Origin of the sequence: Micromonospora sp. L32, assembly GCF_052068055.1 — a bacterium.
GTDB lineage: Bacteria > Actinomycetota > Actinomycetes > Mycobacteriales > Micromonosporaceae > Micromonospora > Micromonospora purpureochromogenes.
This window is the reverse complement of sequence record NZ_JBQHDD010000004.1, coordinates 277,698-292,554: the sequence shown is the minus strand read 5'-3', so window position 1 is coordinate 292,554 and position 14,857 is coordinate 277,698. Positions and strand designations below refer to the sequence as shown.

General features: G+C 72.6%; 15 protein-coding genes. 4 read left to right on the top strand and 11 right to left on the bottom strand.

Annotated features, from left to right (window positions below; all coding sequences use genetic code 11):
* Positions 1–27: 27 nt before the first annotated feature.
* Genes ACTMTB_RS13240 through ACTMTB_RS13230 form a run of 3 tightly spaced genes read right to left on the bottom strand, consistent with a single transcriptional unit; the run spans position 28 to position 2,943 of the window.
* Positions 28–420: a VOC family protein gene (locus ACTMTB_RS13240; RefSeq protein ID WP_210779345.1), complete on the bottom strand. Its 393-nt coding sequence runs from the start codon at positions 418–420 to the stop codon at positions 28–30.
* A 5-nt stretch (positions 421–425) separates the two neighbouring features.
* Positions 426–1,064 carry a lipoyl(octanoyl) transferase LipB gene (gene lipB, locus ACTMTB_RS13235; RefSeq protein ID WP_154943993.1) on the bottom strand — a complete coding sequence of 213 codons (639 nt, stop codon included), beginning with the start codon at positions 1,062–1,064 and terminating at the stop codon, positions 426–428.
* Positions 1,065–1,092: 28 nt separating this feature from the next.
* On the bottom strand, positions 1,093–2,943 hold the full coding sequence (locus ACTMTB_RS13230; protein WP_441145415.1) for a DUF2079 domain-containing protein: 1,851 nt from the start codon (positions 2,941–2,943) through the stop codon (positions 1,093–1,095).
* Between the two features lie 153 nt (positions 2,944–3,096).
* Here ACTMTB_RS13230 and ACTMTB_RS13225 point away from each other — a divergent pair, with 153 nt between their 5' ends.
* Both ACTMTB_RS13225 and ACTMTB_RS13220 read left to right on the top strand, forming a co-directional pair.
* Positions 3,097–3,486, top strand: coding sequence for an SCO5389 family protein (locus ACTMTB_RS13225; protein ID WP_088961009.1), 390 nt, complete (start codon positions 3,097–3,099; stop codon positions 3,484–3,486).
* A gap of 155 nt (positions 3,487–3,641) precedes the next feature.
* Positions 3,642–4,835: an extracellular catalytic domain type 1 short-chain-length polyhydroxyalkanoate depolymerase gene (locus tag ACTMTB_RS13220; protein ID WP_441145412.1), complete on the top strand. Its 1,194-nt coding sequence runs from the start codon at positions 3,642–3,644 to the stop codon at positions 4,833–4,835.
* A 93-nt stretch (positions 4,836–4,928) separates the two neighbouring features.
* Here the strand turns inward: ACTMTB_RS13220 and ACTMTB_RS13215 are convergent, their stop codons facing one another.
* The 4 genes from ACTMTB_RS13215 to ACTMTB_RS13200 form a co-directional block, all read right to left on the bottom strand.
* Complete coding sequence (locus ACTMTB_RS13215) at positions 4,929–5,828, bottom strand: TIGR01777 family oxidoreductase (RefSeq protein WP_441145410.1); 900 nt, start codon at positions 5,826–5,828, stop codon at positions 4,929–4,931.
* A gap of 227 nt (positions 5,829–6,055) precedes the next feature.
* Positions 6,056–6,316, bottom strand: a complete 261-nt coding sequence (locus ACTMTB_RS13210) for a hypothetical protein (protein ID WP_441145408.1) — start codon at positions 6,314–6,316, stop codon at positions 6,056–6,058.
* A complete protein-coding gene (locus ACTMTB_RS13205) occupies positions 6,313–6,546 on the bottom strand; it encodes a hypothetical protein (RefSeq protein WP_441145406.1) in 234 nt (77 codons plus the stop codon). The genes ACTMTB_RS13210 and ACTMTB_RS13205 overlap by 4 nt, the downstream gene beginning before the upstream one ends.
* Positions 6,547–6,580: 34 nt before the next feature.
* Positions 6,581–6,949, bottom strand: coding sequence for a hypothetical protein (locus ACTMTB_RS13200; RefSeq protein ID WP_441145404.1), 369 nt, complete (start codon positions 6,947–6,949; stop codon positions 6,581–6,583).
* Positions 6,950–7,214: 265 nt separating this feature from the next.
* On the opposite strand from ACTMTB_RS13200, the gene ACTMTB_RS13195 reads away from it, so the two are divergent.
* A complete protein-coding gene (locus ACTMTB_RS13195) occupies positions 7,215–7,442 on the top strand; it encodes a winged helix-turn-helix domain-containing protein (RefSeq protein ID WP_441145402.1) in 228 nt (75 codons plus the stop codon).
* Positions 7,443–7,751: 309 nt separating this feature from the next.
* On the opposite strand, the gene ACTMTB_RS13190 is transcribed toward ACTMTB_RS13195, so the two are convergent.
* Together ACTMTB_RS13190 and ACTMTB_RS13185 are read right to left on the bottom strand one after the other, a co-directional pair.
* Positions 7,752–8,666 carry an LLM class flavin-dependent oxidoreductase gene (locus tag ACTMTB_RS13190; RefSeq protein WP_441145400.1) on the bottom strand — a complete coding sequence of 305 codons (915 nt, stop codon included), beginning with the start codon at positions 8,664–8,666 and terminating at the stop codon, positions 7,752–7,754.
* A 242-nt stretch (positions 8,667–8,908) separates the two neighbouring features.
* A complete protein-coding gene (locus ACTMTB_RS13185) occupies positions 8,909–10,252 on the bottom strand; it encodes a low temperature requirement protein A (protein WP_441145398.1) in 1,344 nt (447 codons plus the stop codon).
* 202 nt (positions 10,253–10,454) lie between these two features.
* Here ACTMTB_RS13185 and ACTMTB_RS13180 point away from each other — a divergent pair, with 202 nt between their 5' ends.
* Positions 10,455–11,399: an SDR family NAD(P)-dependent oxidoreductase gene (locus tag ACTMTB_RS13180; protein ID WP_441145396.1), complete on the top strand. Its 945-nt coding sequence runs from the start codon at positions 10,455–10,457 to the stop codon at positions 11,397–11,399.
* Between the two features lie 100 nt (positions 11,400–11,499).
* On the opposite strand, the gene sucB is transcribed toward ACTMTB_RS13180, so the two are convergent.
* Positions 11,500–13,350 carry a 2-oxoglutarate dehydrogenase, E2 component, dihydrolipoamide succinyltransferase gene (gene sucB / locus ACTMTB_RS13175; protein ID WP_441145394.1) on the bottom strand — a complete coding sequence of 617 codons (1,851 nt, stop codon included), beginning with the start codon at positions 13,348–13,350 and terminating at the stop codon, positions 11,500–11,502.
* Positions 13,351–13,423: 73 nt separating this feature from the next.
* A complete protein-coding gene (lpdA, locus tag ACTMTB_RS13170; RefSeq protein ID WP_441145392.1) occupies positions 13,424–14,812 on the bottom strand; it encodes a dihydrolipoyl dehydrogenase in 1,389 nt (462 codons plus the stop codon).
* Positions 14,813–14,857: the final 45 nt, after the last annotated feature.

The window sequence follows — 14,857 nt, the reverse complement described above, 5'->3', positions numbered from 1 at the left end:
GAGCCGGGGTACGACCGTCGGACGGCCCTACGCGGGGCCGAGCAGGTCCCAGCGATTGCCGGCGATGTCGCGGAAGACGGCGACCCGCCCGTACGGCTCGGTGCGCGGCGGCCGCACGAACTCGACGCCCGCGTCGACCATCCGCCGGTGCACCGCGTCGAAGTCGTCGACCTGGAGGAAGAAGCCGACCCGACCGGCGACCTGGTCGCCCACCGCGCGCTCCTGGCGCTCTCCGTCTGCGCGGGCGAGCAGCAGGCCGGTCTGCGCCCCGGGCGGGCGGACGACGACCCAGCGCTTGGGGCGCCCGTCGGTGGTCAGCGAGGGGGAGTCCTCGACCAGGTCGAAGCCGAGCACCTCGGTGAAGAAGGCGATCGCCGGGTCGTACTCGGCGACGACGACGGTGACGAGATCGACGTGCACGCGGCTCAGCCGAGCAGGGTGGGCAGGCGACGCTCGACCACCGGGAGGACGTCGGCGACGCTGACCGGTCGGCCCAGCTCGGCGGTGAGCGAGGTGACCCCGGCGTCCCGGATGCCGCAGGGCACGATCCGGTCGAAGTACGTCAGGTCGCAGTCGCAGTTGATCGAGAAGCCGTGCAGGGTCACCCCACGGGCCACCCGGATGCCGATGGCGGCCACCTTGCGGGCCGGACCCCGGTCGTCCTCGGGCACCCAGACGCCGCTGCGCCCCTCGACCCGGCCGGCGGCCAGCCCGAACTCGGCGCAGACGTCGATCAGCAGCTGCTCGGTGCGGCGCACGTAGGCGACCACGTCCACCGGGTCCGGCAGGCGCAGGATCGGGTAGCCGACGAGCTGGCCCGGCCCGTGCCAGGTGATCTTGCCGCCCCGGTCCACGTCGACGACCGGGGTGCCGTCCATCGGGCGGTCCCACGGCTCGGTGCGCTTGCCGGCGGTGTAGACGCTCGGGTGCTCCAGCAGCAGCACGGTGTCGCCGCGCTCACCCGCCACCACCGACTCGTGGAGGCGGCGCTGTTCGTCCCAGGCGGCCTGGTAGTCGAGCAGGCCGGCGCGGACGGCCGTCAGGCCGGAAGTCGTCGCGGTCACCTCACCAGCCTAGACCCGCCACCGGGGCTCACCGGGGGTGAGCCTCGTCGCGTCGGGCGGCCGGAACCTCCCAGAGCCAGACGTCGTCGACCCGCCGCGGCGGACCGAGCAGGGCCGTCGCGGTACGGCGCAGGGCGTCCTCGTCGAGGTCGTACTTGGCCCCGTGCACCTCGTCCGGCAGCACCACCGCCTCGACGCCCCAGTACCGCAGGTCGGCCAGGCAGAGCTGGATGCTGCCCTCGGTGACGATCGGCACCAGGCCGGTGCGGCCGGCCTGGTCCATCAGCGTGTCGAAGGTACGCGGCGGCGGGCCGATCCGGCCCCGGCCGTCCGGGCCGCCGGGGCCGAGGAAGAAGCCGGCCGGGATGCGGAACTCGCCCTGCCGGTGCGCCAGCGCGTACGCCTGCCAGCGCTGCCCGTCCGGCGTCACGTCCAGGGTCAGCGGCAGCGGGGTGAGCACCCCGCCGGGCGAGACGTGCTGTCGCCAGGTTCCGGCCGTGATGAATTCCGGCACCGGCGGCCGGGCGCTGGTCGCCAGCGGCGTGGGCAGCAGCGGCAGCAGCGCGACCGCGAAGCCGGCAGCCCACGCCGTCGCCACCCCCCGCCGCCTGGGTGGGTCGGCCCGGAGCTGGTCGACGGTGTACGCCAGCAGCAGGCCGATCACCGGCGCGACCACCAGCGCCAGCCGGGACGGCAGCGCGGCGTTGACCACCGGCAGCCCGTCCAGCAGGCCGAACGGCAGCAGTTGGTCGGTGCGCCGCCCGTCCCACTTCGCCAGCGACCCCCAGGAGAGCACCGAGAAGAGCGCGGCGGTGACGCCCAGCGCGGCCAGCGTGGCCCGGCGGCCCGGGTCGGCCCGCCGCCACAGCGCCACGAAGCAGGCGACGGCGAGCAGCAGCAGCGGCAGTCCGAAGAAGGAGTTCTCCTCGGTCGGGTTGGGTGCCAGGTTGGTGCCCAGGCCCGCCGCGCCGGCCAGCGACCGTTGCGGGTACGCCCCGAACGCGGCGATGTCCTCGGAGTGGATCACGGCGTCGAAACCGGTGCCGTGGAAGCGCTGCGGGCCGGCGAAGTGCAGCCAGAGCGGGTACGCCAGCAGCGCCCCGGCCACCAGCGCGGTGACGCCGAGCCCGCGTAGGAAGGTGGGCAGCGCCGCCCGCGCCTCGGCCCGCCGGGCCGGGTGCAACGCCCAGACGGCGAGGAAGACGGCGAGCGCCAGCGCGGTGAAGAAGAGCCCCTCGGCGGCGATCGAGAAGGCGACCGCCACCAGCACGCCGAGCACGATCCCGCCGCGCAGCCAGCGCCCGGGCCGGCGCAGCGCGAACACCCCCCAGGTCAGCAGCGGCACCAGCCAGCCGGCGGTCCAGTTCAGGTGCGCGTTGGCGTGCGAGACCATGCCGGGGGAGTAGGCGATGAACAGCGCCCCGACGCCGGCGGCCAGCCGGCTGCGGACCAGGTGCCGGGAGAGCAGCCAGTACCAGGCGAGCGCGGTGGCGACCAGGTTGAGGGTGAGGATCACCAGGAACGTCGCCGGGGGCCCGATCAGGTACGTCAGCGGGGCGAAGACCGCCGCGTAGACGGTGATCGAGGTGTTGACCGCGAGGTTCACTCCGTCCGGGACGTTGACCAGCTGGGTGAAGAACGGGTTCTCCCCGTGGGTCAGCGCGTGCCCGCCGAAGGCGAGCAGCCACTCGAAGAGGGCCTGGTCGCTGGAGTTGACCGTGATCGCCCGGCTGTTCGGGTCGCGCCAGAGGCCGCTGGTCACCCAGACGGCCAGCACCACGGCGGCCAGCACCACGCTCAGATCGGCCCGGCGACCTTGGCCGGTGGCGGGTGCGGCGGCGGGCGGCTGGTCGGCGGCCAGGGTCGGGGAGGTCGGCACGGAGCGGACGTTACCAACCGGATCTGGCGGCACCGCTCAGACACGAAAGCCGGTCGGACGCAGAATCTTGATTCCTTGTTGGAAATGACTTCCAATTGCAGGAGTTGCGCCATCGCGCAGATCGCGCGTCAGTGCGCAGATCGGAGGAGCACCATGTCTCTCGACGTACCCACCGCCCTGTTGGAGCGGGCCGAGGCCGGCCGGGTGGACGACGAGGAGTTCGTCGACTGTGTCCGGCGGTCCCTGCCGTACGCCTGGTCGGTGGTCGCCGACGTCGCCGCGCGCGCGGCCGACGGCGGCCGGATGGCCGAGCACGCCGTGCCGCCGCCGTCGGAGGCCGAGCGCGGGCAATTGCTGCGCGCGCTGGCCAGCGACGCCATCCGGGGCGGGCTGGAGCGGCACTTCAACGTGACGCTGGCCTTCCAGAACTGTCACCGGGTGGCGGCCTTCCCGCCGGCGCTGGTCGGCGGCGACGCCCACCGGCAGTTCGTCTCGCCGCTGGCGCAGATCCGTAACCAGAGCCCGGAGCTGCGCAACTGCTGAGGGGTCGGGTCGGGGTCCGGGCTGCCGGGCCCCCGACCGCCACATCGGCGACGACGAATGTGTGAGCGGCGACCATGTCGCTGGTTTGAAACACGGACGTAACGTCTCGGCAACTCGGGGGTGACCCAGTTCACACGCCGCAACAGGAGGTCGCCGTGCACCGTTCCCCATCCGTCCTCGCCCGGCTCGCCGGGGCACTGGCCGGGGCCGTCGTCGCCGCGGCCGCCCTGGTCGCGGTCGCCGTGCCCGCCCAGGCCGCCACGCTGACCCAGGTCACCGGCTTCGGCTCGAACCCGGGCAACCTCGCCATGTACGCCTACCGCCCGGACGGGCTGCCGGCCAACGCACCGGCCGTGGTGCTGCTGCACGGCTGCACCCAGAACGCCACCGGCTACTTCGCCAACTCCGGCTGGCAGAAGTACGCCGACCAGTGGAAGTTCGCCCTGATCGTGCCTCAGCAGTCCAGCGCCAACCAGTCGCTGAGCTGCTTCAACTGGTTCGTCGAGGGGGACATCAGCCGGGGCCAGGGCGAGGCGCTGTCGATCAAGCAGATGGTCGACCACGCCAGGACCAACTACGGCCTCGACGGCAACCGGATCTTCGTCAGCGGGCTGTCCGCCGGCGGGGCGATGACCTCGGTCATGCTGGCCACCTACCCGGACGTCTTCGCCGCCGGCTCGGTCATCGCCGGCCTGCCGTACCGCTGCTCGCCGCCGGCGTCGACCAACACCTGCCAGTACACCGGGGTGGACAAGAGCCCGGCGGCCTGGGGCGACCTGGTCCGCAACGCCTACCCCGGCTACACCGGCCGCCGCCCCCGGGTCGCCATCTGGCACGGCACCTCGGACACCACCGTGGTGCCGATGAACGCCACCGAGTCCCGCGACCAGTGGACCAACGTGCTCGGTGTGTCACAGACCCCGACCAGCACCGCGTCGCTGACCGGCGGCACCAGCCTGGAGGTGTACGGCAACGACGCCGTCCGGCTCTACCGGGTCTCCGGCATGGGCCACGGCACGCCGGTCGACCCCGGCTCGGCCGCCGACCAGTGCGGTACCGCGACCGCGTACTTCCTGGACACCATCTGCTCGACCTACCGGGACGCCCTCTTCTTCGGCCTCGGCGGCGGCGTCACCCCCACCCCCACCGCGACGGCCTCCCCGACCCCGACCACCGCCCCCACCTGCGTCACCGCCAGCAACTACGCCCACGTGACCGCCGGCCGCGCCTACCAGTCCGGCGGCTACGCCTACGCCCTCGGCAGCAACCAGCGGATGGGCCTCTACAACACCTTCAACACCAGCACCCTCAAGCAGACCGCCCCCTCCTACTGGGTCATCGGCTGCTGACCCCCCGTCCCCACCCCGTCGATCATGAAGTTGTTGCCCCGCGCATCGGCGGGTCGGGGCAACAACTTCATGATCACCGCCTCGGGCGGAGGGTCACTCCGTCAGCGCCGCGTGTAGCGCACCGGCCAGATCGGGGTGGGTGTAGCGGAAGGTGGCCTTGGTGAGGACGCCGGGGAGGACGCGGGTGCTGGTCAGGGCCTCCTGGGCGAAGCCGCCCAGGGCGACCTTCAGGGCCAGCGCGGGGATCGGCATGATCGCCGGACGGTGCAGTTGGCGGGCCAGCTCCCGGGTGAACTCGGCGTTGGTGACCGGGGCCGGACCGACCACGTTGACCGGGCCGCCGATGTCGTCGCGGTCGAGCAGGAACAGCGCGGCGTCCAGCCAGTCCCGCATCGAGATCCACGGCAGCCACTGCCGGCCGCTGCCCAGCTTCCCGGCGATGCCCAGCTTGAACGGCAGCAGCTGCGGCTTGAGCAGCCCGCCGTCGCGGTGCAGCGGCAGCCCGGTGCGCAGCCGTACCACCCGCACCCCGGCGTCCTCGGCCGGCCGGGTCGCCGCCTCCCAGACCCGGCAGACGTCGGCCAGGAAACCCTCGCCGGCCGGGGAGTCCTCCTCGACCGCCCGGTCACCGGTGTTGCCGTACCAGCCGACGGCGGAGGAGTTGAGCAGCACCGTCGGCCGGTCGGCGGCCGGCAGCCCGGCGATGGTGATGGCCAGGGTGGTGGTGGTGTCCACCCGGCTGGACCGGATGAGCCTCCGGTAGTCGTCGTTCCAGCGCTTGTCGCCGACGCCCGCGCCGGCCAGGTTGACCACCGCGTCGGCCTCGGCCACCACGGCCGGGTCGAGCTGCGCGGCGGACGGGGTCCACTGTCGCTCGTCGGGGGTACGCGGCGGCCGTCGCACCAGGCGGGTGACCTGGTGCCCGTCGGTGGTGAGGCGGTCGACCAGCCGGGTGCCGAGGAAGCCGGACGCGCCGGCCATGAGGATCCGCATGTTCATATCTTCGGGTACGTGGCCCGATTTGGATTCGGATGAAGGACATCACAAGTCCGGGCTGTCCGCCGTACGTCAGATGGACGGCAGGCGGGGCCGAGGCTGCCGGGTGCTGCAGCCTTGCTCCTCGGGATCGCCGGCACCATCGCCACGGTCCGCCAGAACACCAATTCGAATGACGAGGGCTGAGCCCGCCGGTGGCAGATCCCCAGAGTGACTACGACCCCTCAGGTTCGTCTGCGGGGCAGTGCCCAGCCCAGGAAGCGGTCGAAGAGCTGAGCCGGCTTGGGGTACTCGTGCGGGTTGAGGGTGTGAAGTTGGCCGGCCGCGTCGTGCAGCAGCCCGCCGAGGTAGACCAGCAGCGCCACCCGGTCGTGCGCGTACTCCCGCAGCAGGGTGAGTCGCGCGGTCGCGCACGGCCAGGGCGCGGCGCAGATCCGGCAGAGCCAGAGCGGACGGATCGGCAGGTGCGGGCGTGGCGGGCTCACCAGCGGCCGCTTTTGGCCCGCCAGGTCTGCGCCGGGGTGAGCCGCCCGACCCGGCCGACCTGTGGGTTCGCCCAGGTCGCCTCGTCCCACCAGCGGGTGTTCAGCGGCGGCGTGGGCGGCTCGGTCGGGACCGGCGCGTGCCGGTCCGGGCAGGCGGCCCAGCGCAGGCCGCACGAGCACCAGCGCCGCCCGCGCCGCCAGGTCCGCCGGTGCCGAGGCCCGAGCGGCACTGGGCCGTCGTTGCGCCGCCGGCCCGGCCACACCTCAGGGCCGCCCTTCCGGTACGCGGAGCTGCCGCTCGGCGCGGGCCGCCAGCTCGTCGACCGCCCGCTCGGACAGGCCCCGCGAGTGCAGCACCCGCCGCCCCCAACGGTGCAGGCGACACGGGTACGGGGTCCGGTCGCTGCGGCACATCGGGCCGGCCGGCCAGGACTCGGGGGAGTGGACCACCACCGCCCGCACGGCCAGCCGGACGTGTTCGCCCGTCACGTACGGGGGCATCGGCAGCTCGCCGAGCACCTTCTCCACCGCGTCGATCGGCTCGTTGACCAGGGGCTGCACGCGTACGGCCGTCCTCTCGCTGATCAGGGGTGCGGCACCGAGGCGGGCGGGGTCGGTCGTCCGCCCCTCCACGGATGACCGGTGGCCCAGCACCCGCCCCGGGCCTGCTCTGAGCCCGTCGACCTGGGGTCGCGGGCATCCTTGGCACCCGACCGACCTCCGGGGGAGGGGTCGGCCGGGTGCGTCCTGCAGGACAACCAGCTCCGGGTTTGCAGACCAGGGAGCCAGCCGCCACGAACTTGTACTTAGTACTGCTCATAGGTCAACTACCGACTACCTCTTACTTGTCGGTAGAAGGAAGGCGTGATCAAATGGCGGTGCAGACCAGGGAGATGACATGCCCGCCAAGCCCAAGTGGGCGCAGCTCGCGGACCTCATCCGCGAGCAGATCGCGTCCGGAGAACTCGCCCCCGGCGACAAGTTGCCGTCCACGTCCCAGCTGTGCCTTGAGCACAGCGTGTCAGCCGGCGTGGTCAATCACGCCATGATCGTGCTCAAGACCGAGGGACTGGTCGAGGGCGTCCATGGCCTGGGCGTCTTTGTGACCGAGCGGCCCAGGGACTGACAGCACGATGCAGGACCGGGTGAGGGCGGACCGGCTCGTCCTGCTCAACCAGGTCGAGTAGTTCAACCTCGACCGACCGGTGCTGGTCTGGCCAGGCCAGACCTACTGGATCGACCGGGACACCGACGAGCTCTGCGTCGACCGCGGCGACGGCCGGGTCACCCGTGCCCCCGGCTGGGTCTGCCGCTGACGCCGACGCCGCCGACCCTGAATCGTTTACGTCATCAGCTCTAAAGCGTCTCGATGAGACGCTCGGCTCCCGGGCCGGCGTCGGCTCGCCGCTGACAACCGGCCGCCAAACGCCAGCGGTCAGGACAGCCGGGCGAGCACCGGAGCCAGCGGTTCGAGGGCGTCCCGGCGTACCACGAAGCGGGTGACGCCCCAGCGGCGCCGGTGTTCCGCGACCGCCGCGACGATCTCGTCCGCCGTTCCGATCAGCACGAACGGCGTGGCCAGCACCTCCGCGACGGTCAGCCCGACCTCGCGCGCGGTCTCCGCCGCGGCGGCCTCCGCGTCGTCGGTGACCACCACCCTCTGCACCAGCGCCTCCAGCGCCGGCGGGTCGTCCCGACCCGCTGCGCCGGCGGCGACGTGGTCGAGCTGCGCCTCGATCTGGTCGGTCCGCCAGCGCACGTCGTGGGCGTGGCCGTCGACGAGGGTACGCCCGAAGCCGGTCAGCCCGACCACCTCGGCGTGCGCGCCGGCCCAGCGCAGCAGCGTCGAGTTGGCGGTGCCCATGGTCAGCGGGATCCGGTCCTGCACCGGGCGGGGCGCGGTCAGCCGGGCCTCCCGGACCGCCAGCTCGGGGGTGTCCACGGTGATCTCGTCGCCGTCGAGCAGGGCGCGGACCGCCTCGGCGACGGCCACGCAACGGCGTACCCGGCCGGCGACGTCCGGGCGCTCGCGGCCGACGGCGCGCCACTCGGCCGGGGTGTGGCCGGCACCGACGCCGAGCCGGGCCCGCCCGCCGGAGACCAGGTCGAGGGTGGCCACGTCGGCGGCGAGCAGCATCGGCTCGCGGACGCCGAGATTCGACACGTACGACCCGAGGCCGATCGTCGAGGTCACCGACGCGGCGGCGGCCAGCGCCACGAACGGGGACGTCACGGCCCCGGGGTGGTCGGCGGCGAGCAGCGCGTCGAAGCCGGCGGCCTCGGCGCGGCGGGCCAGGTCCAGCCAGCTCGCCGCGTCGGTGGGGGTGGCCTGGAGGCAGAAGACGGTCACCGGGCCAGCCTGCGCCGTCGGGGACCTCGCCGGCCAGCCCGGAGGGGCCGATTCTGCTGACCGGCGAATCCTCACTCGGGCAGCGGCACGCTGAGCAGCTCTTCGGTGGCCCCGTCGCGCACCGCGTTCAGGGCGGCCACCAGTTTCTTCTCCTCGTAGAGGAAGTGCGATTCGAGCAGCGCGCTCAGGCCGTCCAGTTCGGCGCGTACCCCGTCGACGCCGGCCGGGTCATCGGCCAGCTCCTACGTCGAGGTGCCCGTCTCGTCCGTCCCGGTCTCCTTCCACCGGGCCCGGAAGGCCGCCTCGTGCGCCTCGTAGGTGGTCCTTTCGTGGAAGACCACCTCGTGCAGCGCGCGCCGGCCTTCCTCCATGGTCACCACCTCGACCACCACCAACCCGACGCAGATCGCGGTGAGCAGAGTCAGGGTGGCCAGCCCGGGCAGGTGGGAGCCGACCGGGATGCCGAGGGCGAGCAGGAGCACCGCGGCGACCCGGGTCCAGGACAGCGTGCGCAGCGTGCGCAACTGGAAGAGCATGTTCCCGCACAGGTAACAGATCACCCCGCCGAAGAGCAGAGGCACGCTCGGGCCGTGCGCCGGCTCCTCGAGGGGCACGGACGGATCGGCGATCTCGTGCACGATCCCCTCCGAGCCCAGGGCGAACAGGATGATCCCGGCGATCATCGGCAGGTACAGGTAGGCATACGCGTCCCGCGCCATCGCCACCCGTTCTCGCCCCTCCGCGACGTGCAGGGCGATCCGGGCGGCCGGGCCGATGACGTCGTAGTGGGCCCACCAGAGCGCGGCGGTGAAGAAGATGCCCAGCGTCGCCGCCGCGACCGCCGGCCAGGTCGGCGGCTGGCCGAGCAGGTTGCTGCCGACGCCGACCGAGATGACCGATTCGCCCAGCGCGATGATCAGGATGAGTTCGTAGCGCTCCGTCCAGTGCTCGGCCGAGGCCACCCCCCAGCCCCCGGTGCCGCCGAGGAGTCCGGACCCGTACTGGAGCAGCACCACGCACAGCCAGAGGCCGTCGCGCACCATCCCCGCCATGTCGGGGTCGTCGATCCGGGTGGGGATCAACGCCGCGCCGAGCAGCAGGAGGGTGCTGAACACCAACTCCGGCGCGAACCGGATCAGCTGCTTGCGTTCCCGTGGGCTGTCCCGTACGACGTGCAGGTAGAGGAGGAAGTGCACCGCGCGGATCACCACGTAGGTGACCGCTACGACCACCGGCCCGGCCGCCGCCGCACGGGGGTCGCCGAACGCCTGCGGCAGGGCCAGCGCGAAGCAGAAGAGCGCAGCCATCCCGACGACCATCAGCACCGGCACGAAACCCTCGCCGAGCCGCACCCGGGTGGCCACCACGCTGTGCACCACCCAGGCCCACCAGAGCACCGCCAGCACCAGCATGCCGTGCAGCAACGCCGAACCGGTGATCTGGACGGCGGTGGCCCGGGTGATGATGAAGAACGAGAAGACGAAGACCAGGTCGAAGAAGACCTCGAAGCGGTCCACCCGGGCGCCGGGGGCGACGGAGATGGCGGGCCCCAGCGTCCCGCGCCGCCTCCACCGCCCGCTGCCCACCCGTCCACTCTCGCAGCGTCGGCTCGGCCCGGAGGCGATTCCCCTCAGCCTGCAGACCGTCCATCAGCAGGTCCAGCCGCCGGCCGGCGAGGTCGCGCTGGCCCGGCTGCCGACGTCCGCGTTACCTCCGCGCCCTGGTGGGAAAACGCCCGCACCGCGGCGTCCAGCAGCCGCCCGCCCCCGCCTCGGACAAGGATGGATCATGACCACCAGCACACCTGTCAGCACGCCGTTCTCCCGCGAGTCCACCGCCATGGAGGTCGTGCGCGGCATCGACCTCACCGGTCGACGGGCCGTCGTCACCGGTGGGGCGTCCGGCATCGGCGTGGAGACCGCCCGTGCGCTCGCCGCCGCCGGGGCCGAGGTCACCCTCGCCGTACGCAACCTCGACGCCGGCCAGCGGGCCGCGGCGGACATCACGGACACCACCGGCAACGACCGGATCCTCGTCGCCCCGCTCGACCTGGCCGACCAGTCGTCGGTGGCCGGGTTCGTGCGGACCTGGGACGGGCCGCTGCACATCCTGGTCGACAACGCCGGCATCATGGCCTCGCCCGAGATGCGCACCCCGCAGGGCTGGGAGATGCAGTTCGCGACCAACCACCTGGGCCACTTCGCCCTGGCCACCGGGCTGCACCGGGCGTTGGCGGCGGCCGGGGGCGCGCGGGTCGTGTCGGTCAGCTCGGCGGCCCACCTGCGCTCGCCGGTGGTCTTCGACGACATCCACTTCACCCGGCGTCCGTACGACCCGTGGGAGGCCTACGGGCAGTCCAAGACGGCCAACGTGCTCTTCGCGGTGGAGCTGACGAGGCGCTGGGTCGACGACGGCATCACCAGCAACGCGTTGATGCCCGGGGCGATCCGGACCAACCTCCAGCGCTACATCAGCGAGGAGGAGCTGAACCGGATGCGCGCGCAGAGCGGCGGCGGCGCGGCCTACTGGAAGAGCGCCGAGCAGGGCGCGGCCACGTCCGTGCTGGTCGCCACCTCACCGCTGCTCGACGGCATCGGCGGGCGCTACTTCGAGGACTGCCAGGAGGCCGGGCCGAACCAGCCGGGCACCCGCACCGGCTACGCGCCGTACGCGCGCGACCCGGAGGCCGCGGAGCGGCTCTGGGCGGTCTCCGAGGAGACCCTCCGGGCCTGACGCGGGGTGCGGCGCCGGTTCCGCGGTCGCCGCACACAGGGCGGAACGGCGCAGGGCGCCCCGGTCGGTGTGACCGGGGCGCCCTGCGCGTACGGGAGGATCAGAGGCCGAGGTCGGCCTCGAAGTTGCCGCCCTCCAGGCGCTCCTTGACCGCGACCAGGAAACGGGCCGCGTCGGCGCCGTCGATCAGCCGGTGGTCGTAGGAGAGGGCCAGGTAGATCATCGAGCGGACCGCGATGACCTCGCCCAGCTCCGGGTCGTTGACCACGACCGGGCGCTTGACCACGGCACCGGTGCCGAGCATCGCCGACTGCGGCGACGGCACGATCGGGGTGTCGAAGAGCGCGCCCCGGCTGCCGGTGTTGGTCAGCGTGAAGGTCGCGCCGGCGATCTCGTCCGGGCTGATCTTGTTGGTCCGGGTCCGCTCGGCCAGGTCGGCGACCCGCTTGGCGATGCCGCCCAGGTTCAGGTCACCGGCGTTGTGGATGACCGGGACCAGCAGACCCCGCTCGGTGTCCACGGCGATGCCCAGGTGCTCGGCGTCCGGGTAGGTGATCGTCCCGGCCTCGAGGTCCATGCTGGCGTTGACGATCGGGTACGCCTGCAGCGCCTCGATGGCCGCCAGCGCGAAGAACGGCAGGAACGACAGCTTGACGCCGTGCCGCTGCTGGAACGACTCCTTGGCCTGCGCCCGCAGCTTGGCGATCTTGGTGACGTCCACCTCGATCACCGTGGTGAGCTGCGCCATCTCGTGCAGCGACTCGTGCATCCGCTTGGCGATGGCCTTGCGGATCCGGGGCAGCTTCTCGGTCGTGCCGCGCTTGCCACTCGGCTGCGGCTTCGCGGCCGGCTTGGCCGGGGCAGCCGCGGCGGGCTGCTGCGCGGGGGCCGGCGCGGCCTTGGCCGCCTTGGCCTTCTCCGCCGCCTCCAGCACGTCCTGCTTGCGGATCCGGCCGCCGACACCGGTGCCGTTGACCGAGGACAGGTCGACACCGTGCTCGCCGGCCAGCTTGCGCACCAGCGGGGTCACGTAGCCGGCCGCCTCCTCGCCGCCCTGGGCCGGGGCGGTGGGCCGCTGCGGGGTCGGGGTCGGCGCGGACGGCTGCGCCGCCTGCTCGGCCTTGGCCGGCTCGGCGGCGGTCTCCGCCTCGGCCGCCGGCTCGTTGTACGACAGACCCGGGGTCGGCTCCTCGACCTTGGGCTCCGGCTTGGCCTCGGCCTTCGGCTCCGGCTTCGGCTCCGGCTTCGGCTCGGGCTTCGGCTCGGGCTTGGCCTCCGCCTTGGGCTCGGGCTTCGGCTCCGGCTTCGCCGGGGCGGCCCCGGCGGCACCGATGATCGCCAGGTCGGCGCCCACCTCGGCGGTCTCGTCCTCGGCGACCTTGATCTCCAGCACGGTGCCGGCGACCGGCGACGGGATCTCCGTGTCGACCTTGTCGGTGGAGACCTCCAGCAGCGGCTCGTCCACCTCGACGGTCTCGCCGACCTGCTTGAGCCAGCGGGTGACCGTACCCTCGGTGACGCTCTCGCCCAGGGCCGGCATCTTCACCGCGGTGCCCTCGCCGGACGGCGCCGGGGCGGCCTCGGCCTGCGGCTGCGGCGCGGCGGGCTGCTCCTGCTCCGGCTCCGGGCCGGTGCCCGCCGCGGCGGCGGTGGGCTCGGCGGCCGGCTCGGCCGCCTGCTGCGGGGCGGCCTCGCCGCCACCGGCCTGCTCGCCCTCACCGGCGATGACGGCCAGCTCGCTGCCCACCTCGGCGGTCTCGTCCTCGCCGACCACGATCCGGCTCAGCACGCCCGCCGCGGGGGACGGGATCTCGGTGTCGACCTTGTCGGTCGACACCTCGAGCAGCGGCTCGTCGACCTCGACGGTGTCGCCCTCCTGCTTGAGCCAGCGGGTGACGGTGCCCTCGGTGACGCTCTCGCCGAGCCGAGGCATGGTGACCGATACCGGCATCTCTTATGACTCCTTCATTCCCCTGGTGCGATCTCGCCCGTCTGCCGCCGGACGCCGCGGAATCAGTTCTCGATCAGGCGTGCGCGTGCAGCGGCTTGCCGGCGAGGGCCAGGTGCGCCTCGCCCAGGGCCTCGTTCTGCGTCGGGTGGGCGTGCACGAGCTGCGCCACCTCGGCCGGGTACGCCTCCCAGTTGTAGATGAGCTGCGCCTCGCCGACGAGCTCACCGACCCGGGCGCCGACCATGTGCACGCCGACCACCGGGCCGTCCTCCACCCGGACCAGCTTCACGAAGCCGGCCGTCTTGAGGATCTGGCTCTTGCCGTTGCCACCCAGGTTGTAGTTGTAGGTCTTGACCTTGTCCGCGCCGTACTGCTCCTTGGCCTTCGTCTCGGTCAGACCCACCGACGCCAGCTCCGGGTCGGAGTAGGTGACCCGCGGGATGCCGGCCTCGTCGATCACGGCCGGGTTCTGGCCGGCGATCTCCTCGGCGACGAAGATGCCCTGCTGGAAGCCGCGGTGGGCGAGCTGGAGGCCGGGCACGATGTCACCGACCGCGTAGACGTTCGGCACGCTGGTGCGCAGCCGCTCGTCGGTCAGCACGTAGCCGCGGTCCATCTTCACGCCCTGCTCCTCGTACCCGAGGTTGGCGGTGTTCGGACCACGCCCGACGGCGACCAGCAGCAGCTCGGCCTCGACGGTCTCGCCGCCGGCGATGGTCAGCTTGACGCCGTTGTCGGTCTTCTCGACCTTCTCGAACGGCTTGCCGACCTTAAAGTTGATCTTCCGCTTGCGGAAGGCCCGCTCCAGCGCCTTGGACGACTCCTCGTCCTCGGCGGCGACCAGGCGGGGCAGCGCCTCGACGATCGTGACGTCCACGCCGAAGGACTTCCACACGCTGGCGAACTCGACGCCGATCACGCCGCCGCCGAGCACGATCACCGACGCCGGGACCCGGTCCAGGGTCAGCGCGTGGTCGCTGGTGATGATTCGCTCGCCGTCGATCTCCAGGCCGGGCAGGCTCTTGGCGTACGAGCCGGAGGCCAGGACGACGTTGCGGCCGGTGTAGCGCTTGCCGTCGACCTCGACGACGTTCTTGCCGACCAGCTTGCCGGCGCCGGCCACGAAGGTGATGTTCTTGGCGCTGCCCACCAGGCCCTGCAGGCCCTTGTAGAGGCGGGAGACCACGCCGTCCTTGTACGAGTTGACCCCCGCCATGTCGATACCGACCAGTTCGGCCTTCACGCCGAACTGCTCGGACTCGCGGGTCTGGTCGGCGATCTCGGCCGCGTGCAGCAGCGCCTTGGTGGGGATGCAGCCGTTGTGCAGGCAGGTGCCGCCGAGCTTCCCCTTCTCGATCAGCGCGACCGAGAGATCCAACTGGGCGGCGCGCAGCGCCGCCGCGTAGCCGCCGCTGCCACCTCCGAGAATGACGATGTCGAAGGTCTCGTTCGGCTCGCTCACGTCCAACTCCCAGGTCGCGTCGCTGCATCGGGGGTCACGGAGGGG

What these genes read in the sequence shown, in the direction of transcription:
- ACTMTB_RS13225 (WP_088961009.1), top strand. Translation starts at nt 3,097, where the DNA reads ATGTCTCTCGACGTACCCACCGCCCTGTTGGAGCGGGCCGAGGCCGGC.
- ACTMTB_RS13215 (WP_441145410.1), bottom strand. Translation starts at nt 5,828, where the DNA reads ATGCGGATCCTCATGGCCGGCGCGTCCGGCTTCCTCGGCACCCGGCTG.
- ACTMTB_RS13195 (WP_441145402.1), top strand. Translation starts at nt 7,215, where the DNA reads ATGCCCGCCAAGCCCAAGTGGGCGCAGCTCGCGGACCTCATCCGCGAG.
- ACTMTB_RS13180 (WP_441145396.1), top strand. Translation starts at nt 10,455, where the DNA reads ATGACCACCAGCACACCTGTCAGCACGCCGTTCTCCCGCGAGTCCACC.
- sucB (WP_441145394.1), bottom strand. Translation starts at nt 13,350, where the DNA reads ATGCCGGTATCGGTCACCATGCCTCGGCTCGGCGAGAGCGTCACCGAG.